Origin of the sequence: Vibrio sp. OPT46, assembly GCF_015163535.1 — a bacterium.
GTDB lineage: Bacteria > Pseudomonadota > Gammaproteobacteria > Enterobacterales > Vibrionaceae > Vibrio > Vibrio alginolyticus.
The window spans coordinates 81,661-106,066 of record NZ_JADDYG010000678.1 but is presented as its reverse complement, the minus strand read 5'-3'; the positions used below and the strand labels follow the sequence as shown (position 1 = coordinate 106,066).

Below are 24,406 nucleotides of genomic sequence, written 5' to 3'. Positions count from 1 at the left end.
AATGAATACTGAACATTACATAAGTAATGTTTGAATTGACTGTGCTGAATCTTTCGATTCAATGGTCACTTCGTATCATTGAAACCTAATTTGAAGCCTAAGCTTCTAATTGGATTATCATCAACGAGTGCCCACACAGATTGATAGGTCTATATTTTTAAAGAGCACACTTCGAAGTTCTCTTCAAAGTGGACGGCTATTTTAGCTAGATAACTTATCGTGTCAAACACTTTTTTAAGTTATTTATCTGCGAGTTAATTTTAACTCACTAACCGTAGTTGTTTAGGTTCCGCTTCACTTGCTTTCCCGTGACAACGGAGGCGCATTATAGGGAGTTCATTAAAGAACACAAGTGCATTTTTTAAAAAAACTCACCTTTTTAGTTTATTCGTATAGAAAACAGACAAAAGACTCTAAAAAACTATAGAAAAGGGGCCAAACGGCCCCTTTAGTGTGATTTTTATCTCAATTTTACTGTATCCATACAATTATTGATGAGCACAAATTTGGTCATTAGTAACAATTAGCTGCACTGTCTTGTCTGGAACGATTTCACCAGAAAGAATTGATTTGGCTAACGGGTTCTCGACATTCTGCTGAATTGCACGTTTTAAAGGACGCGCACCATACACAGGATCGAAACCAACTTGAGCGATCAAATCGAGCGCTTTGTCGGAAACTTCTAGTTGATAGCCTTTCTCCTCTAGTCGTTTCGCCAAACGTTCCAATTGAATAGAAGCAATGGACTTAATGTGTTCTTGACCAAGTGGATGGAACACCACGATTTCGTCAACACGGTTCAAGAACTCTGGGCGGAAGTGTTTGCTAACCACATCCATCACTTCACTCTTGATACCTTGATAGTCTAATGTTGCGAAATTCTCTTGGATACGAGATGAACCCAAGTTAGATGTCATGATCACAACCGTATTACGGAAGTCAACAGTACGACCTTGACCATCCGTTAAACGCCCATCATCGAGAACTTGCAGCAGAATGTTAAATACATCCGGATGCGCTTTCTCTACTTCGTCTAACAAAATTACCGAATACGGCTTGCGACGAACCGCTTCAGTTAAGTAACCACCCTCTTCATATCCGACATAGCCTGGAGGTGCACCAACCAACCTTGCCACTGAGTGTTTCTCCATGAACTCAGACATATCGATACGGACCATCGCATCTTCACTGTCGAACATAAAGCTCGCAAGTGTCTTACAAAGCTCTGTTTTGCCCACACCAGTTGGACCTAAAAATAAGAAGGAGCCAATTGGTCGGTTTGGATCAGAAAGCCCAGCTCGACTACGACGAATGGCATTCGATACAACAGAGACCGCTTCGCTTTGCCCTACCACACGATTATGCAGCACGTCTTCCATACGAAGTAGTTTCTCTTTTTCCGCTTCTAGCATCTTGGATACCGGAATGCCGGTTTGCTTAGAAAGTACTTCTGCAATCTCGTTGTCGGTTACTTTATTACGCAATAGCGTCATTTCCTGCATTTCAGCTTGGGTTGCAAGATCTAACTGCTTCTCAAGTTCAGGAATACGACCATATTGAAGCTCCGACATACGGTTTAGATCGCCAGCACGGCGAGCAAACTCCATGTCCATACGAGCTTGTTCAAGCTCAGACTTAATATGTTGAGTGCCAGAAAGAGCTGCTTTTTCTGTATTCCAAACCTCTTCTAGTTCAGCGTACTCACGTTCTTTTTCATTGAGTTCTTCATTAAGCGCTTTCAAACGCTTTTCACTCGCTTCATCGTGCTCGTTACTTAGTGCTTGCTGCTCAATTTTGAGTTGGATGATTTTACGCTCAAGCTTATCCAAGGACTCCGGCTTAGAGTCAATTTGTAAACGAATGCTTGAAGCCGCTTCGTCGATTAAGTCGATCGCTTTATCCGGCAACTGACGGTCGGAGACATAGCGATGTGACAAGCTCGCCGCAGCAACAATCGCTGGGTCAGTAATTTCGACGTGATGATGAAGCTCATAACGCTCCTTCAAGCCACGTAAAATCGCCACGGTATCCTCAACGGTCGGCTCATCCACCAGCACTTTTTGGAAACGACGTTCTAATGCTGCATCTTTTTCGATGTACTGACGATATTCATCCAATGTTGTTGCGCCAACACAGTGCAGCTCACCACGAGCTAATGCCGGTTTTAGCATGTTGCCCGCATCCATTGAGCCTTCACCTTTACCAGCACCGACCATAGTGTGTAGTTCATCAATGAAGAGGATGACGTTGCCTTCTTCTTTAGCAAGTTCATTCAATACTGATTTTAAACGCTCTTCAAATTCCCCACGGTATTTCGCGCCAGCAACCAGTGCGCCCATATCCAGTGATAGCACACGGCGACCACGCAGACCTTCAGGTACTTCATTGTTAACTATGCGCTGCGCTAAGCCTTCAACAATTGCTGTCTTACCTACGCCTGGTTCACCGATAATCACAGGGTTGTTTTTAGTACGACGCTGCAATACCTGGATAGTACGACGGATTTCATCATCACGGCCGATAACCGGATCCAATTTACCTTGCTCTGCACGTTCGGTAAGGTCTATGGTGAACTTTTCCAATGCTTGACGAAGCTCTTCTGCATTCGGATCATTGACCTTTTGACCACCTCTGATCTTTTCGATTGCCTGGCTGACTTTTTGCTCTGTTAAGCCGATCTCTTTGAGCAATTGCCCCAATGGTCCGCGATCTTCTAAAGCGGCAAGCAGGAAGACTTCAGACGAGATATAGGAGTCTTGACGCTTTTGCGCCACTTTGTCACACAGGTTAAACAATGTGCCCATCGAGCTAGAGAGCTGAACATCCCCACCGATGCCACTGACTTTTGGTAATCGATCTAACATTTCACTCAATTTAGAGCGTAAATGCGTTACGTCCACATCCAGCATAGTAAGCAATGGACGAATTGGACTGCCATTTTGATCAAGCAAAGCCACCATGAGGTGAACTGGCTCGATATATTGATGATCGCGCCCTAACGCTAGTGATTGAGCATCAGAGATAGCGATTTGAAACTTACTTGTGAATCGATCAAGACGCATATCTACCTTCCTAACCTCAACTAAAGGAAATTCTTTTGACAGTTAGAAAGATGGATACTCGGGTGGGGAATTTCAAGGGAGTGAATGAATAAAGATAGCTTTGCAAAAATAGTAGTATGCATCTTAGCACTTTGGTGCTTATAGCTAGTCTTCGATCCAAATAAAGGTTGCTTGTCGACCAGTCTTACCATCACGGCGATAAGAGTAAAAAGAGGCTTTATCTTGGTAAGTACAAAGTCCAGAATCAAACACTTGTGTCACACCAGCCCGGTTTAGACGTTGCGTTGCCAGCACCGACATGTCAGCAAACCATTTACCGTCGATATCGAGTGGAGCAAATGCTTGATTCGCCTGTGAATCAAAATCAACAAAAGCTTGCAGAACATCTTCACCCACTTCGAAGGCTTGAGGGCCAATGGCGGGGCCAAGCCACGCTATCACTTCACCAGAAAACAACGCTAACGCATTTTCGACAATGCCATTTGCTAAGCCGCGCCAACCTGCGTGAACAGCGGCTACTTGCGTACCTTGTGTATTAGTCAATAATACAGGTAAACAATCGGCGGTCATCGCTGAACAAATAACATGGCTTGAAGAAGTAAATACACCATCCGCATCAAGCACCTGTGTTGTTGGTTCATTTGCTTGAGCCACAACGGTTGAATGCGTTTGGTTTAACCAGATTGGCGCATTTGGCATGCTTGCCTGTTGCGCCAACCAAGCTCGGTTCTTCTCTACTAAAGACAAATCATCCCCAACGTGAGCACCTAAATTTAGCCCTTGGTAAGGGCCTGTCGAAAATCCGCCTATGCGTGTTGAGGCGAAAGCTTTGACATTTTTAGGCGCTGGCCAATTCGGGATGATTCTCTTCATATTAGAACTCTTCCGGTAAGCCGTGCTCTTCTGTATCTTGACGAAGCGCTTCAGTCATCACAACCATGTCATCAGGCACTGGAGCATGAAACTCAAGAACTTCGCCCGTAATTGGGTGCTCAAAGCGCAGCATTACTGCGTGCAATGCTTGGCGATCGAAACCCCGGATCATTGCCGTTAGCTCTTCAGACGCACCTGTCGGGATGCGAGCACGTCCACCATATGCAATATCACCGAGCAACGGATGCTGAAGGTAAGACATGTGCACACGAATCTGGTGCGTACGACCCGTTTCTAGACGCAAGCGAATACGCGTGTGTTCGCGGAAGCGTTCAGCAACACGGTAGTGCGTTACTGCTGGTTTGCCCATTGGTGCTACCGCCATAAGCGTGCGCTTAGTAGAGTGACGACCAATCGGTTGATCCACTTTACCGCCCGCAGTCATACGACCAATAGCGATCGCTTCGTACTCACGAGTAATATTACGTTTTTGCAGTGCGCGAACCAGACGAGTTTGTGCAGGAACAGTTTTCGCCACCACCATCAAACCCGTTGTGTCTTTATCCAAACGGTGCACGATACCTGCACGAGGTACTTCTGCAATATCAGGGTAATGATGCAACAACGCATTAAGTACAGTGCCATCAGGCGTACCAGCGCCCGGATGAACCACAAAGTCACGAGGTTTGTTGATAACGATAATATCTTCATCTTCATAGACGATATCTAGCGGGATATCTTGCGCTTCCCAGCGTTCTTCATCTTCTAACTCGGCTTGCAATGTAATTTCCTCGCCACCCATTACTTTGGTACGAGGTTTAGTGACAACTTCACCATCAACTTGAACTTTCCCATCAAGCAGCCACTCTTTTAGGCGCGAGCGAGAGAAGTCCGCGAATAATTCGGCGATAGCTTGGTCTAAACGTTGACCTAACTGGCTATCTTTTACGGTATTTGTTAATACAATCTGCTGAGCCATATCGAACTTTTTTAAAAACTGTGAGACTAATGCTCACGACTGTGAAAAAATAGACTATTACGTCATTGTATCTGTTACTGGAAAGAAAGTAACGGCAGCTTAAGAAATATTTAGATTCAAGGAACAGACTCCTGATATGAAACGTCAGACTTTAACAGGCCTTTTAGCGGTATCCCTTCTGTTTGGATGTGCAAGCAAAGAAGAAATCGTTCCTGATGTGCCGCCTTCGGAACTGTATGCAGACGCACAGATTTCTCTTCAAAGTGGTAATTGGCTTTCTGCAATTGAGAAACTGGAAGCATTAGACTCACGTTACCCATTCGGTGCCTACTCTGAACAGGTGCAGCTTGACCTAATCTATGCGTACTACAAAAACGACGACCTTGCTTTGGGCTTGGCAACCATTTCTCGCTTTATGCGTTTAAACCCAACCCATGAAAAGATGGATTGGGTGCTGTACATGCGAGGTCTAAGCCACATGGCGCAAGATCGTAACTTTATGCATGATTTATTCAGCGTAGATCGAAGCGATCGCGATCCTGAACCGGTAAAAAAAGCGTTTGATGACTTCAAAAAACTACTTCAACGCTACCCGAATAGCCCATATGCAGAAGATTCACAAAAACGTATGGTTGCGCTGAAAAACCGTCTAGCGAACTATGATTTAGCGACTGCTGACTTCTACCTTCGCCGTGAAGCTTGGGTCGCTGCTATTAATCGCAGCCAAGAGCTACAAAAAGCGTATCCAGACACAGAAGCTGCACGTAAGTCACTGACTATCCAGCTAGAGGCCTACAAGCAACTTGGTTTGGAAGACGCCGTAGCAAGAACTGAAAAGCTTATAGAGCTCAACCCTGTGAAGTAATTGAACTTGCTTTAAACTGAACCGCCACCGTTTTTACCGTGGCGGTTTTTTATTACTCTCAATAGTGTATTCAGCCCTTTCTTGATGATCTTCCTAGCTCCACATATGCTTAAAGTTCTCCTCCCCCCTTTATAAAAAGGATGTGAACGTGACGATATCTAAGCTTTGCGCAGTTATGCTGCTCCTATTGTCTACTTCCGTTTGCGCACTGCAAATCTCGCCGCTCAAACAGCCTCCTTATACCGGAGACCTCGATGTCATCAAGGAGAAGAATGTACTGCGCGTCTTAGTTTCTGCTGATTTAGGCTTTTACTACATTGAGGGCGGCACACCAAAAGGCATAGGCGCGGAATTGCTGGCGCATTTCGAAAAAGACCTTCGTAAACTCAAACCAAAACTTAACGTACAAATTATTCCTGTTGCCCGCGACCAGCTACTGCCAGCTTTAGAAAACGGTTCAGGTGACTTAGTTGTCGCCAACCTGACTATTACCGACACGCGCAAACAGAAAGTGGAGTTCAGTTCACCCATTCTCACTGACATTCATGAGTGGGTAGTGACAAACAAAAGCACACCAACGATGACGAAAATCGAACAACTGAGCGGCAAAGAGATTTGGGTGCGCGCCAGCTCTAGCTACTTTGAAAGCATTCAGACACTAAATAAGAAACTAAACAAAAAAGGCTTACCGCCTGTTATCGTGCACTTTATTGAAGAAACACTTCAAGATTATGAGCTGGTCGGAATGCTCAACAATGGTTACGTCAAAGCCATTGTTCTCGATAGCCATAAAGCCAAGCTTTGGCTGAAAGTGATGGATGATATTCGGGTGCACAAAAAAATCCCTATCCGCAAAAATGGCAAAATTGCTTGGGCAATGCGAGAAAATAGTCCCAAATTAAAAGCCGTCGTGAATAAGTTCATCCAGAAGTCTCGCTCTGGGACACTACTCGGTAACGTTATTTACGGTAAATACATCGATAACACGGGATGGTTGAACAGAGCTCTTAACCCTAAGAAAATTGCTCAACTAGAAAAACTCGCGGCGCTATTTTCACGCTATGGTGAGAAATACGATATCGACTATTTACTGATCGCTGCAATCGCTTACAAGGAATCAGGATTTAATAACGACCTAGTTGGAAGCCGAGGTGCAGTTGGCATAATGCAAGTCCTACCCAGCACCGCTCAAGATCCGAATATCAATATCAAAAATGTTCGACAATTAGAAAACAACATTCATGCTGGAGTGAAATACTTAGCTTTTTTGCGTAAGCAGTACTTCAGTGATCCTGATATTACTGCACAAAATAAACTCTACTTTACATTGGCGGCTTACAATGCGGGCCCCGGCAATGTAGAGCGTATTCGTAAGCGTGCAGCCCAACAAGGTTACGATCCTAATGTTTGGTTTAATAACGTGGAAGTCGTTATGCGGAAAAGTTTAAGCTCAACGGTTGGGTACGTCACAAGCATTAATCGCTACTACATAATATACAAACAACTAGAAAGTTTGGACCAAGTCAAAAGTCTAGAAAGGGTTTCACTAGCCCCAAAAGACCCCATTTTCATGATACCGCTACGAAAAGTCAGCCAAATTCCAGACAGTAAAAAGCCGCTTGTACAGTAAGCGGCTTTTTAAATGGATTCATTGGAAAGACTCAGTGATCGTCATCACACCTTACGTGTAGTTAAATTTTAACCACCTCAAATATTAGGCCGTAAAACTTCCCTAAAAACGAGGCCGTTTTCAGCTGAGTACTCTATCCAATCTACGGATTTACTAACCGATAACAAGCAATTTCACGATAAATCTCAGAAGTTCTTGAGTGAGATCACATTCATTTTTCATCATAAAAAACCCGAGCAAAATAATGATCTGAATCACATTTTTTTATACTTAAAGCGGTAATCTGAACTCAACCCATGAGGGATGCAACAGAGGAAAAACACTTATGACAATGAATATCACTGGCAAAAACATCGAAATCACCTCTGCAATCCGAGCTCATATTGAGAGCAAATTTAAAAAACTGGAGAAATGGCAAGTAGACCTAATTGGTTGCCAAGCAACTTTCAGTGAGGAACCAAACAAACAGAAGAAATTCGAAGCGGTTATCAAAGTTCCTAAAGGCCAGCTCATTGCCTCAGCAACTCACGAAGATCTTTACGCAGCTATCAACGAAGTGGAGCAAAAACTAGAACGACAATTGAACAAGCTGACCCACAAACCTGAAGCTCGACGTGCAAGTAAGCCTGAGCTAGTGGAAGAAGAAGAGTAAACTGAACAGATTGAGGAAATAGCGCCGAAAGGCGCTATTTTTTTGCTTGACGCTCTCCCCAGCCTTGCTTATTGTGTTTAAACACTCATAAATTAAGCACTATTTATGCATTTAACCTCACTGTTTATTTTTGACTTCTTTTTCCTCCCATAGTTGGAGGGGCGAACTCGTTTGTGAAAGAAAAGTCAAAAACAAACAGAAAGCCTCCCAAATCGGGAGGCTTTTTTATAAGGAAAGAATTGATGACTGACCAACCTATTTCCCTCGAAGAAATTCGTTTACGCTTGAATGAGTTGGATGACCAACTTCTCAGCTTATTGTCTGAGCGCCGTAAACTCAGCATTGAAGTAGCCAAAAGCAAAGTACAAACCTCAAAGCCTGTTCGCGACGCCGTCCGTGAACAGCAATTATTGGTCAAGCTGATTTCTAATGGCCAAGATAAATACGAACTTGACGCGCAGTACATCACCAAGCTTTTCCATACCATCATTGAAGACTCAGTTCTGCTTCAACAAAGTTATCTGCAAAATCTCGTTAACCCACAGCAAAGCCGTAAGCCACTCGCTCGCGTCGCTTTTTTAGGAGCCAAAGGCTCTTATTCGCACTTGGCAAGTCGCGAATACTTCAGTCGTAAAAATACGGAGCTTATCGAGCTCAACTGCGAGCACTTTAAAGAAGTGACTCAAACGGTTGAATCTGGCCATGCTGATTATGGCGTTCTGCCAATCGAAAACACCAGCTCAGGCTCTATTAATGAAGTGTATGACTTACTACAACACACGACGCTTTACATCGTTGGAGAGCTAACTCAACCAATCGAACACTGCTTGGTTGCGAAAAAAGACATTCGTCTGGAAGATATTAAAACGCTGTATTCTCACCCTCAGCCACACCAACAGTGCAGTGAGTTTTTAAGCCGTATGAAAGGAGTAAAGCTGGAGTCCTGCGCGAGCACAGCAGATGCAATGCAGAAAGTCCAAGAGATGGATCGTGATGATGTAGCTGCAATTGGTAATGCATCAAGCGGTAAGCTATATGGCTTGCAAGCAATTCAAGGCAACATCGCAAACCAAACCGAAAACCATACTCGCTTTATCGTGGTTGCTCGTAAACCGGTTGAAGTTTCTACTCAGATTCCAGCAAAAACCACATTGATCATGTCGACCTCCCAAGAGGCAGGCTCATTGGTTGAAACACTATTAGTGCTGCAACGTTACGGCATCAATATGACCAAGCTGGAATCACGCCCAATTATGGGGAACCCGTGGGAAGAGATGTTCTACGTAGACTTGACATCACATCTTGCTTCTACAGAAATGCAACAGGCACTTGAAGAGCTAACAAAAATCACTAAGCACTTGAAAGTATTAGGCTGTTACCCGAGTGAGAACGTAAAGCCTACGCAAGTAAAATTGAGTTAATAGACACCAGTGAGTAAAAAGATCATGGCAACCCAAAAAGTCGTAATCGCATCGCTAAACCCAGCCAAAATTAATGCAGTTCAAAGTGCATTTCGTAATGCATTTCCGCATCAAGAATTCAACTTCGTTGGCGTCAGTGTACCGAGTGAGGTCGCAGATCAGCCCATGACGAATGAAGAAACTCATCGTGGTGCGCTAAACCGCGTTAAAAACGCAAAAGTAGAGATGCCAAACGCGGATTACTATGTCGGTCTCGAAGCGGGAATTGCAGCAAACGTGACGTTTGCTTGGATGGTGGTTGAATCAGAGACTCACCGCGGTGAATCTCGTTCTGCAAGCTTAATGTTGCCGCCAAAAGTCTTGGAAAAACTCAAGGATGCGAATGAATTGGGAGATGTAATGGACGAAGTGTTTGGTACTGATAATATCAAACAGAAAGGTGGCGCTATTAGCCTGCTAACCCAAAACCAGCTAACTCGAAGCTCGGTCTATCACCAAGCCTTGATTCTGGCTTTAATTCCATTCACAAACCCTGAGCATTTTCCTTCAAATTTATAACACTCAGCCTAGTCTCTAGATACGCAAAAGGGCGGATATTTCCGCCCTTTGTAATACGTTATCTTAGTCACTTGTAACACCAAGGCCTAAAAGCAAATTGGATATACTGTCTACTTAGATACCGCAACTTGTTCTAACAAGACTTTCAACTTGTCTTTTTCTTCATCAGATTTCGACTTTAGTTCGTTAGAGCCACGAGTAATGGTGGCAATGCCCACACCAAGCATCTGACTGATCTGACGTTGAGATAATTCTCCTTTAAGAAGTTCGTTAATTATATTAACGCGTGATATTAATGACTCTCTCTCATCACGTGACATCAGCATAGTTAACAGCATGTCATCTTGCTGGGTGCCCATACTTGTTCGAATTAGCTCAATAATCTGTTGCCAGTCTTTGTACTCGGGTTCGTGCGACATCAAGTTACCTCACTCAATACTTGGTATTGATCTCATGTTGATTCAAGAACGCGCCATCGATACCCAAAAGATCACGATAGTATGTTTCAAACATCAAGATGTTTTGTACATAACCGCGCGTCTCTTTAAATGGAATTGCCTCAATAAAGGCATAAGCATCCACTTTTCCTTGGGTACGCTCTCGCCACGTTTTTACTCTGTTAGGACCTGCATTATAAGCAGCAAGAGCAAAAATACGATTATTATCGTAATCCTCTAATAAACCTTGCAAATAATGGCTACCAATTTCGATATTTTTTCCTACATTGTAGAGATCCTGCGTACCTTGATAACTCAACTTATATTTACGTGCCGTGTACTTCGCCGTCGCAGGCATGATCTGCATAAGACCACGAGCGCCAACTGGAGAGCGGGCTTCAACATCTAACGCACTTTCCTGTCGAGCGAGAGACATCATCGTGACGGGATCAATGTTGTGCTTTTTCGCATAAAAGTTAAACCACCAGCGGTGTGCTATTGGGAACCTAAGTTCGATATTATCCCACATCTGCGCTTGAATACTCGCGGTCACCGTTAGGTGATGCCAACGTTTAAATGATGCATAAGCCGCCAACATCGCCTTTTCATCTTTTCCTACGCGGCGCAGTAAGTGTGCCCATTCACTCTTCGCTGCTGCGATTTTATCCGTCGCGATCAACTCTTCGATACGAGCTAGCGAGTCTTGATAGGGTTGAACAACTTTCTTATCCAACTTAACCGTATGCGTTGGGTATTTGATTGATTGTCCGATTGCATTGGCGGCAGCCACACTGTAGAAGTTTCGTTGTCCAAGCAGAGTTGCTAAACGCTGTTTCCCCGCGATGTCATCACCTAACGCTATTTCACTTCTTCCAAGCCAATATTGCCAGCGTAGCGTGGCTTGTTCTTCTTTATTTAGAACAGCAATCCACTCTTGTACGCCTTTCCAATCTGCATTTTGAATCGCTAAGCGGATACGTGTTTCAATCAACGGTAAGTACTGACTGGTTTTCGTTTTATCATCGCGCCATTTAGCTAATGACTCAGACTCCGTACGAGTCAATCGAAATGCAATATAGTCGGCAAGTTCTTGCGCTTTTTCTGGAGAAAACTTCTGTCCTTTAATGACAGCATCGTACGCACCTTGAGCTTGGCTAGTGTTCATACGAGCCAACTTTTCTAACGCATATTCACTTTGCGCTCGATTAAAATCATTCGCAGGTTTTTTCTTCGCGAATTCCGCAACACTTGAAGGATTATCAAACAACGCTTTCATTTCTTTGGCTTGTTGCTTTGCCTGCGCTGATTTAGGCAGTTTGAGCAAGTAACTCATCAAACCGCCATTACGAGCATCAAACGCCAGTAACATACGCTGTAGAATCAGTTCATCGGTACGCTCACCCGCCTTGTCCCATGCTTCAAATAATGGGTCACACTCATCAGCAATGCTGATGCCACGTAACCACATATGTTCAGCCCCTTTAAACGCCGCGACTTTCTTGCCTTGCTTTAATTGAGCGACGTAGAAAATACATTGGTAACGCTCACCACTAGGAATGACTTTTTGAAACTCAGTAATGGTTTTCCAATCTTTTTGCTTATAAAGATGATTGAGGTATGGAGCGCGAACTCGACGAGAAAATGGAAAAGACTCGTGCTCAGAAATAAACTCGTTCACCTGTTGTGGTGACTTTTCCGGTAACTGTCTAATAAAAGTGCGGTAATCCACATAAGGCGTTAGTGGATAGTCAGAAATTTTAGGACGAATCGAAAGGTATCCGTCGATGTCATTTTTATCTAATAAATCTTGAGCTTGCTCATATACTTCGCGCTGCTTTTCCAAACTCAGCGCGGCATTAGCACTCAAACTCATAGCACACAACGCGGCGGCGCAGCATACGTTTTTAGCCAATTCAGATACGTTGAATCTCATTTGTGTCATTTTCCCCAGACATATACTGCCCTAAAGCCTAGTTTTGTTAGAGTTCATGTGATGTTAAGGCAATTTTCACACATGCATCTATTTACACAGAATGCAGATGTCCATGTAAAGCAACTTAGTGTATTAAAAATTGTACTCGTCAAACTTTTAAGACGATGGAGACAAAGCGTTTCTAACTCGCATAGAAAACACTTCGTCATTCTTAACGAATAACAAAAGTGTATACCCTAACCGTGTAAGTTTCCGGTCAGCTCAAAATAAGAAATCCATTCGTTAGGGAAATTCTTGCAATGCGGTAACAAAAACAAAGCACTTGGTATAAAATGATGGGTTTGAATGACAGTTAATTTAGGAACGATCGGCAATGGCTGAATACGTATATACCATGTCGCGGGTGAGCAAAATTGTGCCACCTAAGCGTCAAATTCTTAAAGACATCTCTCTGAGCTTCTTCCCTGGTGCGAAAATCGGTGTTTTAGGTCTGAACGGTGCAGGTAAATCCACACTGCTACGTATCATGGCAGGTATCGACACGGATATCGACGGTGAAGCGCGTCCACAACCTGGTCTAAACGTAGGTTACCTACCTCAGGAACCAGTATTAGACGAATCAAAAACCGTTCGTGAAGTTGTTGAAGAAGCGGTTGCTGACGTTGCTGACGCTCTGAAACGTTTGGACGCAGTCTACGCAGCATACGCTGAACCAGATGCAGACTTCGACGCACTTGCAAAAGAGCAAGGCGAGCTAGAAGCCCTTATCCAAGCGAAAGATGGCCACAACCTAGAAAATGCGCTTGAGCGTGCGGCAAACGCACTTCGTTTACCTGAATGGGACCAAAAAATTGCGCACCTATCAGGTGGTGAACGCCGCCGTGTGGCTATTTGTCGCTTGCTACTTTCTAAGCCAGACATGCTACTGCTTGATGAACCTACCAACCACCTAGATGCAGAATCAGTGGCTTGGCTAGAGCGCTTCTTAGTGGATTACACTGGTACCGTAGTAGCCATCACCCACGACCGTTACTTCCTAGATAACGCTGCGGGCTGGATCTTAGAACTGGACCGTGGTGAAGGTATCCCATGGGAAGGCAACTACACCTCATGGCTGGAGCAAAAAGACGCTCGTCTACAACAAGAAGCCTCCCAAGAGAGTGCTCGCCAAAAGACTATCGAGAAAGAGCTTGAGTGGGTACGTAAAAACCCTAAAGGTCGTCAAGCGAAGTCAAAAGCACGTATGGCTCGCTTTGAAGAACTGCAAAGCTCTGATCATCAAAAACGTAATGAAACCAATGAACTATTTATCCCACCAGGTGAGCGTCTAGGTGATAAGGTTATTGAAGTGAAGAACCTGACCAAGTCATTTGACGGTCGAGTTCTAATTGATGACCTGTCATTCAGCATCCCTAAAGGTGCAATTGTTGGTATCATCGGTGCTAACGGCGCAGGTAAATCGACGCTATTCAAGATGTTAAGTGGTACTGAACAACCAGACTCGGGCACAATTGAGATGGGCGATACAGTAAAACTAGCATCTGTCGATCAGTTCCGTGACAGCATGGACGATTCTAAAACCGTATTCCAAGAGATCTCTGAAGGTGCTGATATCATTAAGATCAACAACTTCGAAATCCCAGCTCGTGCATACTGTTCACGCTTTAACTTTAAAGGCAGTGACCAACAAAAGATTATTGGTGAACTATCGGGGGGTGAGCGTAACCGTGTCCACCTTGCGAAGCTTCTTAAAGCGGGCGGCAACGTGTTGCTACTCGACGAACCAACCAACGACCTTGACGTTGAAACACTGCGTGCTCTAGAAGAAGCATTACTAGAGTTCCCTGGTTGTGCAATGGTTATCTCGCACGACCGCTGGTTCCTTGACCGTATCGCAACCCACATCATTGACTACCGTGACGAAGGCCAAGTTAACTTCTACGAAGGTAACTACACAGAGTACATGGATTGGTTGAAGAAAACATTGGGTCCTGAAGCCGCAGAACCACACCGTATCAAATACAAGCGTATTGCGAAGTAATCGCAACCCACAAAGTTTGATTGTAATTTGTACAAAGGCCGCTATCATAGCGGCCTTTGTTTTCTTTGTTATAAAAAGAGCTCATTAGCCCGTCTCGTTCGTTAAGAACATGACATAGCACTTACGTCACTCTGTAGCGACCTCGACACTTTTCAAACAACAATCGAACATTTTTTGTTCGTATTGATATACTATTCAATTCTGTTTGACGACCTGACGAGAATATTCATATGACAGAGAGACGACGCTTTTCACGTATTCTCCATCAAGCTCCAGCTAAGATAGAACAACGTGACTTGGTAATTGAAGCTAGGATTCAAGATCTTTCCTTGCATGGTTTACTCATGAAAGTGGAAGAGACTGAGGCTTTGGATCCAACCCTTCCAGTCCATGTGACTTTTTCATTTGATCAATCCGAACAAGTGATTACGTTAAAAGCGCAAATTGTGAATGTCTCTAAGTGTGAGGTGAGGTTGAAGATCGCTAAGATAGACATCGAAAGCATTAGCCAACTAAAACGATTTATAGAATTGAATGTAGGCAATAACGACCTTCTGAATCGAGAGTTAGAGCACCTCTCTGGTTTTTAGGAGAAAAATAAATGAACGCCTATTTAAGTAACAATAACTATGTCTAAAAAAATCATCATGCAGATCCCGACGAAAGACGGCGATCAGCAGTTCTATTTGGGCCGCAGTTCGGTCCTAGCAGTATTTGCTTCAGTATTGGCATTACCCGCCGTCGTTTGTGGCGCGTGGTACCTTAATCAGCAGCAGATGCACAATAAAGACGAACTAACACAAATCATCGCCAAACTGGAAAGTGAAAAGGCCGAAGTGACGGCTCTTTACGAAGAGCAGCTTGATACCAATCATTCACTTTCCCAGTCTTTGACTGACAAAAACAATCAAATTCAGCTATTGGGCAAACGGGTATTCGACGTTGAATCGGTTTTAGGTCTCGCAGACGAAGAGTTGATGATCGATGAGAACAGCATGGGGTTAGAGGAGCGAATTGACGCAGCCGCTATCGATTCTGCTGTTCGAGCGACGATGTTCCGTTTGATACCAAATGACAGTCCAGTCACATACCAACGTATTTCTTCTTCTTACGGCAGTCGTATTAATCCGATTTCAGGTAAGAGACATGTTCATACTGGTATCGATCTGACTTGTAAAAGAGGAGAAGAGATCCTGGCACCGGCTGACGGTGTGGTGGAAACCGTTCGCCCGAGCAATCGTGGTTATGGTAACTATGTCACCATTCGTCACTCATTTGGCTTTATGAGCTCCTTTGCTCATCTACAACGCTTCAAAGTGAAAAGCGGTCAGTTTGTTAGTAAAGGCGACATCATTGCTCAATGCGGTAACTCTGGCAACTCCACAGGGCCACACTTGCACTATGAAGTACGCTTCCTCGGACGAGCACTCAACCCTCAATACTTAATGGAGTGGACGCCAGAAAACTTCAATGACGTCTTTGAAAAAGAGAAAAAAGTGAAATGGGGACCTTTGGTTCAATTGATTGATAACGTTGTACGTCTACAAGTCAATTTAACCAATTCACCCTATCGCGATACCAGTATCAACACAGTATCAAGTGAAGATACGAGTAATACTGCGACGAACTGATTTGTCCATCAACACGAAAAAGAGCAGCTTACGCTGCTCTTTTTGTTTCGGACTCTGCACGGCTAAATGACCCGTGATTAGCCGCGATGAATATTATCATTCGCCTGTTTGAGTAAGTTTTGGCTCTCATTCATAAATTGTTGAGAATAAGTACCAAACCAATCACTCACCTGCTTAAAGATTTCGATGAATCGCGCTTTGTCTCTGCTATCCAGAATCGCTACCGCATCACCTAAACGCTGATGGAATCGCTTGATCATATCGATATTCTCTTGAGAAGAGAAAATGATATCACCGTACAAGTTCGGATCCTGACCAAACAGTCGTCCCACCATCGCCAATTCAAGGCGGTAGATTGGCGAGCTTAACTTCAACAACTGATCGATGTTCGGATTCTCTTTGCTAAGGTGCATACCGTAAGCAAACGACGTGAAGTGGCGCAGCGCCTGAATCAACGTCATGCCATGATCGTGCTCTTGTGCATCGATTTGGCACAAGCTTGCGCCCCAAATCCCAAACTGTTGCAATAGCCATTGGTAATGCTCGTGACCACGGCCATCACAGTACACAATAACCTGCTTGGCAAGGCTCGGAACATCTGGGCCAAACATTGGGTGTAAACCAACCACAGGACCTTGGTGCACATTCAACATTGCTTGCAGAGGCTTCGACTTGATAGAAGTCAGGTCACACAGAATACAGTCTTGCGGCAAGTTCCCCAGTTTTTCGATCACCCCTTCCGTTAGATGAATCGGCACCGTGACCACGACTAAACCCGCGTTGTCTAGAATCTCGTCCGCATGATCCCAGTCTTTACTGCCGAGAACTTTGACCTGGTAGCCCGACAATTTGAACATACGCCCAAACAGGCCACCCAATTGACCATTACCACCAATAATAACAACTGAGCGTAAATCAGGGTTCAAACACTTAAAACCGGAATCTTTCTCGCTGGCATAAGACTCACGCATTGTTCGACGCAGAATATCTTCAATAAGCTGTGGAGGAATTCCCATTTTTTCAGCTTCAGCGCGACGAGAAGCTAACATCGCCGCTTCGCGGTCTGGAGCATAAATTGGCAAACCATGTTCGCTTTTTACTTCCCCAACTTTCTCTACGAGCGCTAAACGCTGAGCCAATAGCTCCAACATTTGCTTGTCGACTGCATCAATCTGATCGCGTAATGCGTTAAGTTCAACTGCCATTGATGTTCCTTAAATCCTGTATTAATTAGCCTTTAGACGATTTTCTAAGAAAGGCACTAGCTCTTCATGTGCATGACGTAATAGTGCCTCAGTTGAATCCCAATTGATACATGCGTCAGTGATAGATACACCGTATTTCATCTCTTCAAGAGCTACGTCAGAAGATTGATTTCCTTCATTGATATGGCTTTCAATCATAAGACCGATAATAGATTTATTGCCTTCACGGATTTGATGAATCACATCCTCCGCGACTAATGGCTGGCGACGGTAATCTTTACGTGAGTTGGCGTGACTGCAATCCACCATTAATGAAGCATCAAGACCAGATTTCGCCATCTCTTGCTCACACTCAGTGACTGATACCGAATCGTAGTTAGTTTGCTTGCCGCCACGTAAGATCACATGTCCATTAGCATTGCCCTGGGTGGTTAATAGTGCGACTTGTCCCTCACGATTAATTCCCATAAAACGGTGGCTAGAGGACGCAGCTTGCATCGCGTTGATTGCGGTTGCCAAACTGCCATCCGTGCCATTCTTAAAACCGATTGGCATAGACAGGCCGCTTGCCATTTCACGGTGAGTTTGTGACTCCGTCGTACGAGCACCGATGGCTGCCCAGCTAAAAGTATCCGCCAAGTATTGTGGGCTAATTGGGTCTAGAGCCTCAGTCGCGAGCGGGATTTCCATCTCTGCCAGCTCCACCAGAAGTTCGCGTCCAACATGCAGACCGTGTTCAATATCGAAACTGCCGTCTAGGTGTGGGTCATTGATCAGGCCTTTCCAGCCGACCGTGGTGCGCGGCTTCTCAAAGTAAACACGCATAACAATATACAGTTGGTCACTTAGTTGTTCAGAGAGTGCTTTAAGGCGCTTTGCGTAATCCTTCGCCGCTTCTACGTCGTGGATAGAACATGGACCGCATACAACAAGCAGGCGGTGATCCTTCTTGTGAATAATATTAGCGATAGTTTGACGAGACTCTTGAATAAAGCGACGTGCTTTTTCACTCAAAGGAAGCTTGGTTTTTAGTTCCTCCGGAGTAATAAGAACCTGTTCTTCGATAATATTAATATTGCTCAACTCACTTTTCTGCATAACTCTAACCTGTATATTTATTTTTACACCCAACCAAACCCTTGGTGAGACAACTAAGCTTTAACGACAAGATAACAGGCTAAAAAAGAAAAACAAGCGTACAGAATAAAAAACATTTATTGTAAATTAAAGTTTACAGTTAAATAAAAAGCCAAAGCATAATTAACTTTGGCTTCTAATCGCTGTTTTGAATCTTTTACAAGAGGTTTAGCTAGTCAAGCGTTTCATCGCTTCACTCGCCGCTTTCCACTCTTGAGATAGCTTAAGTTCGCTTGGAGAAAATGACTGTTTTTTCAGTAATCCATCCGCGAGTGGCACGGTTGAAACCGGTAAGTTGTCTAATACTTCAACGTGCGCTTCTCGTTTATTACACATTAACAACATATCGCAGCCAGCTCTCAATGCTTGAGCACCTCGCTCGGCTGGGCTGCCCATAATCGCAGCGCCTTCCATGGTCAAGTCATCCGAAAAAACCAAACCTTTAAAACCCAATTGCTGACGCAGAACCTGTTTTAACCAGTATTCAGAACCGCTGGCTGGTTGAGCATCATAATGTGGGAAAATCACGTGAGCAGGCATCATGGCATCTAAAATACCGGCATCAATTTGCGCTTTGAAGATCGCCATATCTTGTTCAAAAATATCACTGCGCTCGTCGTATGGTGTTTCTAGATGTGAGTCTGCAATCACGCCACCATGTCCAGGGAAGTGTTTGCCTGTCGTTGCCATGCCAACACTCTTCATTCCTTGCATATAAGCAGTGCTATAGCGAAGAATGGTATCGGCATCTTCACCGAATGCACGGTTACCGATCGCTTTACATTGATGGCCTTGGTCAAGTACCGGGGCAAAGCTTAAATCAATATCATGGGCAATCAGCTCTGCTGCCATTAACCAACCGCCCATACGAGCAAGCTCTTCGCCATTTTGATGTTTAGCGTACTCATCAGCAGCAGGAATTAATGAGAAACCTTCACGAAAGCGCTGCACTCGGCCGCCTTCTTGATCCACACCGATCAAAAACGGGCGCTTAGCCGCCTTTCGGATGGATTGAGTAAGTGCTTGAAGCTGTTCGCTATCATGATAGTTGCGAGCAAATAGAATTAAGCCACCAACCGTAGGATGCTCCAAGATTTCTTTGTCTTCAGCGGTCAGTTCATACCCCGCAACGTCAACCCATAACGGTCCCATGTTTTCTCCTCAAAATCGGCTGAATATCTCGTATTCGATGAGGTTATTCGCTTCAGATTTGCTTTACAATAAGTGAATGAAGAATTGACGAGATCGGCTATGAAATTTAACGAACTGTACATTGGTGTGATGTCTGGAACGAGTATGGATGGTGTTGATACCGCTCTAGTTGAAATAAGCGATGAGCACGTTCGTCTGATTGCGCACGACGACTACCCAATGCCCGCAGCACTAAAAGACATGCTGTTATCTGTTTGTACCGGTCAAGCAACAAATTTAAAAGCCATAGGTGAACTTGACCACCAGCTCGGCCACCTATTTGCAGATGCCGTGTTACAGCTGCTCAATAAGTCTGGTTACGTCGCAGAGCAAATTCGTGCGATTGGTAATCACGGTCAAACAGTGTTCCATCAGCCTACCGGAAACTTGCCGTTTACCACTCAATTGGGCGATGCCAACATTATCGCGGTCAAGACAGGCATTGATACGGTAGCGGATTTTCGTCGTAAAGACATGGCGCTAGGTGGACAAGGTGCCCCACTCGTCCCTGCTTTCCATAAAAGCATTTTTGCGATGCAGGATTCCACAACTGTGGTACTTAACATTGGAGGCATTGCCAATATCTCGGTACTGCATCCAGAACAACCAGTCATTGGCTATGACACAGGCCCGGGCAATATGTTGATGGACGCATGGTGTGCGCTGCATACTGGGCAAAGCTTCGACGAAGATGCACAATTTGCACTTAAAGGAACGGTAAACGCTACTTTGTTGACTCAATTACTCAAAGAAGCTTACCTCGCCATGCCTGCCCCTAAAAGTACCGGGCGAGAACTGTTCAATATTGACTGGCTGCATCAACAACTGGCCCATCACAATTTACCAATCGAAGACGTACAACGTACACTTTGCGAGTATTCTGCAATTACCATTGCCAACGAAGTCGACAAGTTTTCTCATGGCATCACACCTCAACTATTGGTCTGTGGCGGTGGAGCAAGAAACCCACTTTTGATGCAGCGACTAGCCAAGTTATTGCCACAATGGAGCGTTGCGACAACGGCAGAAAAAGGCGTTGATGGCGATTACATGGAAGCAATGGCGTTTGCTTGGCTTGCGCAGCGCCATATTCACGGCCTCCCTAGCAACTTACCGGAAGTTACGGGGGCAAGTCGTCTCGCTTCACTGGGTGTACTCTATTCAAAAAATTAAGGGCAATAGATCCTAAACAAAAAGGCTTAATTCATTATGACAAACGATGCACTTATCGCAGCTTTATCCCATCTGGTATCTGAAGGGCGAAACCCAGACACCATGGACATCGACTTGCTGCCTTCTCTCGATATTGTTCAACGCATCAACCAACAGGACAAACTCGTTCCTCTTGCCGTTGAAAAAGTATTGCCTGAGATCGCTGAAGCCGTTGATAAGATCACGGAAGCATTTAAGGTCGGAGGTCGGTTGTTTTACATCGGTGCGGGTACCAGTGGTCGACTTGGCGTTTTGGACGCTTCAGAATGCCCACCAACTTTTGGCACAGATCCAGAGATGGTCGTTGGTATTATTGCCGGTGGAAAAGAGGCAATGTTCCGTGCAAAAGAAGGGGCGGAGGACGACCCAGCATTGGGCGAGCAAGATCTTAAAGAGAATACGCTAACACAACGCGATGTCGTCGTTGGTATTGCGGCAAGTGGACGAACACCTTACGTGATTGGTGGCTTAGAGTATGCGAACGAGCTTGGTGCCACCACTGTAGCACTATCTTGTAACCCTGACTCTCCGATTGCAGATATTGCTGATATTGCGATTAGCCCCGTTGTTGGACCTGAAGCGTTAACGGGATCCACTCGCTTAAAATCAGGGACGGCACAAAAACTCGTACTGAACATGCTCACTACCGCAAGCATGATTCGCCTAGGCAAAAGTTATCAGAACTTAATGGTAGATGTGAAAGCGACGAATGCAAAGCTAGTTGCAAGAGCGGCTCGTATTGTTATGCAAGCAACAGATTGTACTAACCAAGAGGCTAAAACGGCGCTCAAAGAAACGGACTACGACGCCAAGTTAGCGATTTTGATGATTTTAACCGGGCTGGATAGAGAAAGCGCGACTGAGCAACTGAACGCCAAGCAAGGATATTTAAGAAAAGTCGTGATCGCGCAAACTAATCAATCTTAATCAATAAAGCGCCTCACTTATTTAAAAGTCAGGCGCCTTTTTGGCTCAATTTAGTAGTTCAATCGTTCAATGTGAGTAATACCGACTTTACCTTCAAGGTCACTGAACATATGAACCATTGCTGGGTATGGTTGTGCTCCAGGGTAGACAACTTCTGCATTACAGAAAAACGCATAGTTTTGTCCGGCTACGACTTGAGTAGCCACAACCAAAGGGGAGTATTTGACACCGACAAACCCCTCGATACCTTTAGCAAATACTTCTTTATTCTCTGCTGTGAGTTCATGAAATGGACTCCAGCCACCAGCCATTTGCGTTGACATAATGTGATTCCTTTTTTTCTGTGCTCACTATCAAGCAATATGAACATAGTTTAATAAGGAAGATTTTGCCACATTTATGTGATGCAGACAGTGTAACAACGGCTTTATTGACTATTAATTTGAGTATTCATTCCAACCACGTTGCCATTCCATGCGGAATTTTTGCGCTTGCTCAGTACCTTCACAAACCCCTTCGTAATACTGACCAGATAACCCCATTTGATACGCAAAAGCAGGATTACAGTACTCACGTAAACCTTCTAAATAACCTTGGTCGTAGTCACTTTGCTTAACACTACCCAACTCACGAAGCTCGCTCATCGTGCGCGATGTGTGTCCGGTTATGCCATCTTGATATCCGATCTGATGCCAATCTCCCGACTTGGCAAGATCTGCTGTCGTTGCTGTGCATCCTACAAGTAAAGCCAGTGCCAGACCTACCGTTACCTTTTTCATGGTTCTTCCTTAAGTAATTGTTTTCAAAAATAAGCTTACCACTAATTATTGGCGCTTGCCGCTGAGCTTGCAGATTTAACCACTGATGACTCAAATCAGCCGCTCAAGACTGTCATCAACCTTTCGCCATTTTTAAAAACCGCTCAAGCAGCATATCGACCACTCAGTGCTCTATTCGACCACTCATCTACTAACCGAATGCATTTAACACAAGTGACGCATAACATGCATCCTGAGATTAAAAAATTACCCTACCCAACTAAGACCAAGGACAATTGCTATGATGTGGTTTCTAACCTGTGTCGCAGCCCTAATCGGCGGATACTTCATCTACGGCGCTTTCGTCGAGAAGATTTTCGGCATCAATGAAAAACGCCAAACGCCAGCTCACACCAAATCGGACGGTGTTGACTTCGTTCCAATGTCAACAAAGAAAGTTTACCTAGTTCAACTACTTAACATCGCAGGTGTTGGTCCAATTTTTGGCCCGATCATGGGGGCACTATACGGTCCTGCGGCGATGCTTTGGATTGTAGTCGGTTGTATTTTTGCTGGTGCAGTACACGATTACTTCTCAGGCATGCTTTCAGTGCGTAACGGCGGTGCATCTGTACCTACCATTACAGGTCGCTACCTAGGTAATGGCGCAAAACACTTTATGAATATTTTTGCCATTGTCCTATTGCTTCTAGTTGGCGTAGTGTTCGTTTCAGCCCCTGCTGGCATGATTACTAACCTCATCAATGATCAAACAAGCTTGAGCGTAAGCATGACTACAATGGTTATTGCTATTTTTGCTTACTACATCATTGCGACGATTGTTCCTGTCGATAAAATCATTGGTCGTTTCTACCCACTGTTTGGCGCCCTACTTATCTTTATGTCTGTTGGTCTAATGACAGCCGTTGCTTTCTCTAGCGAACACACAGTAATGGGTGACTTCCAAGTTTCGGACATGTTCTCTAACCTCAACCCAAATGACATGCCGTTATGGCCTGCATTGTTCATCACTATCGCATGTGGCGCTATCTCTGGCTTCCACGCAACTCAGTCTCCACTGATGGCGCGTTGTATGGAAAATGAGAAAAACGGTCGCTTCGTATTCTACGGTGCAATGATTGGTGAAGGTGTTATCGCGCTAATTTGGTGTGCTATCGCTCTGTCTTTCTTCGGCTCTCTAGACGCTCTATCAGAAGCTGTGAAAAACGGTGGCCCTGGTAACGTGGTATACAGCGCATCATTTGGTCTGCTAGGTGTGTTCGGTGGTATCCTTGCGTTCCTGGGTGTGGTTATCCTACCAATTACGTCTGGCGATACAGCGTTCCGTTCAAGCCGCTTGATCCTTGCTGAATACTTCAACATGGAACAAAAAACGCTACGTAACCGTCTACTGATGGCACTTCCACTGTTCGTTATCGGCGGTATCTTAACTCAAGTAGACTTCGGCATTATCTGGCGCTACTTCGGTTTTGCAAACCAAACAACAGCGGTAATGATGCTTTGGACTGCGTCCGCTTACCTACTGCGTCACAACAAGCTGCACTGGATTACCACTATCCCAGCTATCTTCATGACCACGGTATGTGTCACGTTCATCTTAAACAACAGCTCGCTAGGTTTTGGTCTGCCAATGCAACTATCAACTATCGTAGGTATTGTGTTTGCCCTAGCTGTGACAGGTTACGTTATCAAAACCTCTAAGGGTAAAGGTGAAACTGAACTGGCTGACGAAGAGAAACCACAAGCCGTATCAGAAACAGCGTAATACTCGTCACATCTGAGTGACTAAGATAGGAGCCTGCCAATTGCAGGCTCTTTTTGTTTTATACCCAAGTCACTTTAAGACTCAGAAAGCACAGCGCAGCATCATTTA

The 24,406-nt window shown here is 44.6% G+C and carries 21 protein-coding genes and 1 other annotated feature; of the genes, 11 read left to right on the top strand and 10 right to left on the bottom strand.

The window, feature by feature from the left end; translation table 11 throughout:
- Positions 1-488: 488 nt before the first annotated feature.
- From clpB to rluD, 3 genes are all read right to left on the bottom strand, one after another.
- The gene (gene clpB / locus IQR33_RS24740) at positions 489-3,062 is read right to left on the bottom strand and encodes an ATP-dependent chaperone ClpB (protein ID WP_005381873.1); all 2,574 of its coding nucleotides are present in this window, start codon (positions 3,060-3,062) and stop codon (positions 489-491) included.
- Between the two features lie 144 nt (positions 3,063-3,206).
- Positions 3,207-3,935: a peptidoglycan editing factor PgeF gene (gene pgeF / locus IQR33_RS24735; RefSeq protein WP_193837559.1), complete on the bottom strand. Its 729-nt coding sequence runs from the start codon at positions 3,933-3,935 to the stop codon at positions 3,207-3,209.
- Position 3,936: 1 nt separating this feature from the next.
- Positions 3,937-4,914 (bottom strand): 23S rRNA pseudouridine(1911/1915/1917) synthase RluD, encoded by a 978-nt coding sequence (gene rluD / locus IQR33_RS24730; protein ID WP_005381875.1) that lies wholly within the window; start codon positions 4,912-4,914, stop codon positions 3,937-3,939.
- Positions 4,915-5,050: 136 nt separating this feature from the next.
- On the opposite strand from rluD, the gene bamD reads away from it, so the two are divergent.
- The 5 genes from bamD (at position 5,051) to yjjX (ending at position 10,040) form a co-directional block, all read left to right on the top strand.
- Positions 5,051-5,779, top strand: coding sequence for an outer membrane protein assembly factor BamD (bamD, locus tag IQR33_RS24725; protein WP_005381876.1), 729 nt, complete (start codon positions 5,051-5,053; stop codon positions 5,777-5,779).
- A 148-nt stretch (positions 5,780-5,927) separates the two neighbouring features.
- Positions 5,928-7,409: a lytic transglycosylase F gene (locus IQR33_RS24720; RefSeq protein WP_322631804.1), complete on the top strand. Its 1,482-nt coding sequence runs from the start codon at positions 5,928-5,930 to the stop codon at positions 7,407-7,409.
- Positions 7,410-7,734: 325 nt separating this feature from the next.
- On the top strand, positions 7,735-8,061 hold the full coding sequence (hpf, locus tag IQR33_RS24715) for a ribosome hibernation-promoting factor, HPF/YfiA family (RefSeq protein WP_005381889.1): 327 nt from the start codon (positions 7,735-7,737) through the stop codon (positions 8,059-8,061).
- 108 nt (positions 8,062-8,169) lie between these two features.
- Positions 8,170-8,291: a sequence feature (Phe leader region), on the top strand.
- Positions 8,292-8,303: 12 nt separating this feature from the next.
- Entirely contained in the window at positions 8,304-9,482 is a 1,179-nt protein-coding gene (gene pheA, locus IQR33_RS24710) for a prephenate dehydratase (RefSeq protein ID WP_017636154.1), read from the top strand.
- A gap of 24 nt (positions 9,483-9,506) precedes the next feature.
- The gene (gene yjjX / locus IQR33_RS24705; RefSeq protein ID WP_017636155.1) at positions 9,507-10,040 is read left to right on the top strand and encodes an inosine/xanthosine triphosphatase; all 534 of its coding nucleotides are present in this window, start codon (positions 9,507-9,509) and stop codon (positions 10,038-10,040) included.
- A gap of 110 nt (positions 10,041-10,150) precedes the next feature.
- Here yjjX and trpR read toward each other — a convergent pair whose 3' ends face one another.
- Complete coding sequence (gene trpR / locus IQR33_RS24700) at positions 10,151-10,459, bottom strand: trp operon repressor (RefSeq protein ID WP_005381892.1); 309 nt, start codon at positions 10,457-10,459, stop codon at positions 10,151-10,153.
- 13 nt (positions 10,460-10,472) lie between these two features.
- Positions 10,473-12,419, bottom strand: a complete 1,947-nt coding sequence (sltY, locus tag IQR33_RS24695; protein WP_031812891.1) for a murein transglycosylase — start codon at positions 12,417-12,419, stop codon at positions 10,473-10,475.
- 364 nt (positions 12,420-12,783) lie between these two features.
- Between sltY and ettA the strand changes: the two genes are divergently transcribed.
- From ettA to IQR33_RS24680, 3 genes are all read left to right on the top strand, one after another.
- Positions 12,784-14,451 (top strand): energy-dependent translational throttle protein EttA, encoded by a 1,668-nt coding sequence (gene ettA / locus IQR33_RS24690; protein WP_005381894.1) that lies wholly within the window; start codon positions 12,784-12,786, stop codon positions 14,449-14,451.
- A gap of 230 nt (positions 14,452-14,681) precedes the next feature.
- A complete protein-coding gene (locus tag IQR33_RS24685; protein ID WP_017636157.1) occupies positions 14,682-15,041 on the top strand; it encodes a PilZ domain-containing protein in 360 nt (119 codons plus the stop codon).
- A 39-nt stretch (positions 15,042-15,080) separates the two neighbouring features.
- Positions 15,081-16,082 (top strand): M23 family metallopeptidase, encoded by a 1,002-nt coding sequence (locus IQR33_RS24680; protein ID WP_053304360.1) that lies wholly within the window; start codon positions 15,081-15,083, stop codon positions 16,080-16,082.
- A gap of 77 nt (positions 16,083-16,159) precedes the next feature.
- Here the strand turns inward: IQR33_RS24680 and tyrA are convergent, their stop codons facing one another.
- From tyrA to nagZ, 3 genes are all read right to left on the bottom strand, one after another.
- The gene (gene tyrA / locus IQR33_RS24675; protein ID WP_193837558.1) at positions 16,160-17,287 is read right to left on the bottom strand and encodes a bifunctional chorismate mutase/prephenate dehydrogenase; all 1,128 of its coding nucleotides are present in this window, start codon (positions 17,285-17,287) and stop codon (positions 16,160-16,162) included.
- A gap of 21 nt (positions 17,288-17,308) precedes the next feature.
- Positions 17,309-18,385 carry a 3-deoxy-7-phosphoheptulonate synthase gene (locus tag IQR33_RS24670; RefSeq protein WP_017636159.1) on the bottom strand — a complete coding sequence of 359 codons (1,077 nt, stop codon included), beginning with the start codon at positions 18,383-18,385 and terminating at the stop codon, positions 17,309-17,311.
- Between the two features lie 207 nt (positions 18,386-18,592).
- The gene (nagZ, locus tag IQR33_RS24665) at positions 18,593-19,576 is read right to left on the bottom strand and encodes a beta-N-acetylhexosaminidase (RefSeq protein ID WP_005381905.1); all 984 of its coding nucleotides are present in this window, start codon (positions 19,574-19,576) and stop codon (positions 18,593-18,595) included.
- Positions 19,577-19,675: 99 nt separating this feature from the next.
- Between nagZ and IQR33_RS24660 the strand changes: the two genes are divergently transcribed.
- Both IQR33_RS24660 and murQ read left to right on the top strand, forming a co-directional pair.
- Positions 19,676-20,788, top strand: a complete 1,113-nt coding sequence (locus tag IQR33_RS24660) for an anhydro-N-acetylmuramic acid kinase (RefSeq protein WP_053304359.1) — start codon at positions 19,676-19,678, stop codon at positions 20,786-20,788.
- Positions 20,789-20,824: 36 nt separating this feature from the next.
- Positions 20,825-21,754, top strand: coding sequence for an N-acetylmuramic acid 6-phosphate etherase (gene murQ / locus IQR33_RS24655; protein ID WP_017636161.1), 930 nt, complete (start codon positions 20,825-20,827; stop codon positions 21,752-21,754).
- Between the two features lie 50 nt (positions 21,755-21,804).
- On the opposite strand, the gene IQR33_RS24650 is transcribed toward murQ, so the two are convergent.
- Positions 21,805-22,077, bottom strand: a complete 273-nt coding sequence (locus tag IQR33_RS24650; protein WP_005381911.1) for a hypothetical protein — start codon at positions 22,075-22,077, stop codon at positions 21,805-21,807.
- 114 nt (positions 22,078-22,191) lie between these two features.
- Positions 22,192-22,533 carry a DUF2799 domain-containing protein gene (locus IQR33_RS24645; RefSeq protein ID WP_047103915.1) on the bottom strand — a complete coding sequence of 114 codons (342 nt, stop codon included), beginning with the start codon at positions 22,531-22,533 and terminating at the stop codon, positions 22,192-22,194.
- 280 nt (positions 22,534-22,813) lie between these two features.
- On the opposite strand from IQR33_RS24645, the gene IQR33_RS24640 reads away from it, so the two are divergent.
- On the top strand, positions 22,814-24,298 hold the full coding sequence (locus IQR33_RS24640; protein WP_005381914.1) for a carbon starvation protein A: 1,485 nt from the start codon (positions 22,814-22,816) through the stop codon (positions 24,296-24,298).
- Positions 24,299-24,406: the final 108 nt, after the last annotated feature.

Bases quoted from the DNA above. Each gene is read 5' to 3' on its own strand.
- yjjX (WP_017636155.1), top strand. From the start codon at position 9,507: ATGGCAACCCAAAAAGTCGTAATCGCATCGCTAAACCCAGCCAAAATT.
- IQR33_RS24650 (WP_005381911.1), bottom strand. From the start codon at position 22,077: ATGTCAACGCAAATGGCTGGTGGCTGGAGTCCATTTCATGAACTCACA.
- IQR33_RS24670 (WP_017636159.1), bottom strand. From the start codon at position 18,385: ATGCAGAAAAGTGAGTTGAGCAATATTAATATTATCGAAGAACAGGTT.
- clpB (WP_005381873.1), bottom strand. From the start codon at position 3,062: ATGCGTCTTGATCGATTCACAAGTAAGTTTCAAATCGCTATCTCTGAT.
- murQ (WP_017636161.1), top strand. From the start codon at position 20,825: ATGACAAACGATGCACTTATCGCAGCTTTATCCCATCTGGTATCTGAA.
- trpR (WP_005381892.1), bottom strand. From the start codon at position 10,459: ATGTCGCACGAACCCGAGTACAAAGACTGGCAACAGATTATTGAGCTA.
- sltY (WP_031812891.1), bottom strand. From the start codon at position 12,419: ATGACACAAATGAGATTCAACGTATCTGAATTGGCTAAAAACGTATGC.
- IQR33_RS24660 (WP_053304359.1), top strand. From the start codon at position 19,676: ATGAAATTTAACGAACTGTACATTGGTGTGATGTCTGGAACGAGTATG.
- bamD (WP_005381876.1), top strand. From the start codon at position 5,051: ATGAAACGTCAGACTTTAACAGGCCTTTTAGCGGTATCCCTTCTGTTT.
- nagZ (WP_005381905.1), bottom strand. From the start codon at position 19,576: ATGGGACCGTTATGGGTTGACGTTGCGGGGTATGAACTGACCGCTGAA.
- rluD (WP_005381875.1), bottom strand. From the start codon at position 4,914: ATGGCTCAGCAGATTGTATTAACAAATACCGTAAAAGATAGCCAGTTA.
- pheA (WP_017636154.1), top strand. From the start codon at position 8,304: ATGACTGACCAACCTATTTCCCTCGAAGAAATTCGTTTACGCTTGAAT.
- tyrA (WP_193837558.1), bottom strand. From the start codon at position 17,287: ATGGCAGTTGAACTTAACGCATTACGCGATCAGATTGATGCAGTCGAC.
- IQR33_RS24680 (WP_053304360.1), top strand. From the start codon at position 15,081: ATGTCTAAAAAAATCATCATGCAGATCCCGACGAAAGACGGCGATCAG.
- ettA (WP_005381894.1), top strand. From the start codon at position 12,784: ATGGCTGAATACGTATATACCATGTCGCGGGTGAGCAAAATTGTGCCA.
- pgeF (WP_193837559.1), bottom strand. From the start codon at position 3,935: ATGAAGAGAATCATCCCGAATTGGCCAGCGCCTAAAAATGTCAAAGCT.
- IQR33_RS24645 (WP_047103915.1), bottom strand. From the start codon at position 22,533: ATGAAAAAGGTAACGGTAGGTCTGGCACTGGCTTTACTTGTAGGATGC.
- IQR33_RS24640 (WP_005381914.1), top strand. From the start codon at position 22,814: ATGATGTGGTTTCTAACCTGTGTCGCAGCCCTAATCGGCGGATACTTC.
- hpf (WP_005381889.1), top strand. From the start codon at position 7,735: ATGACAATGAATATCACTGGCAAAAACATCGAAATCACCTCTGCAATC.
- IQR33_RS24685 (WP_017636157.1), top strand. From the start codon at position 14,682: ATGACAGAGAGACGACGCTTTTCACGTATTCTCCATCAAGCTCCAGCT.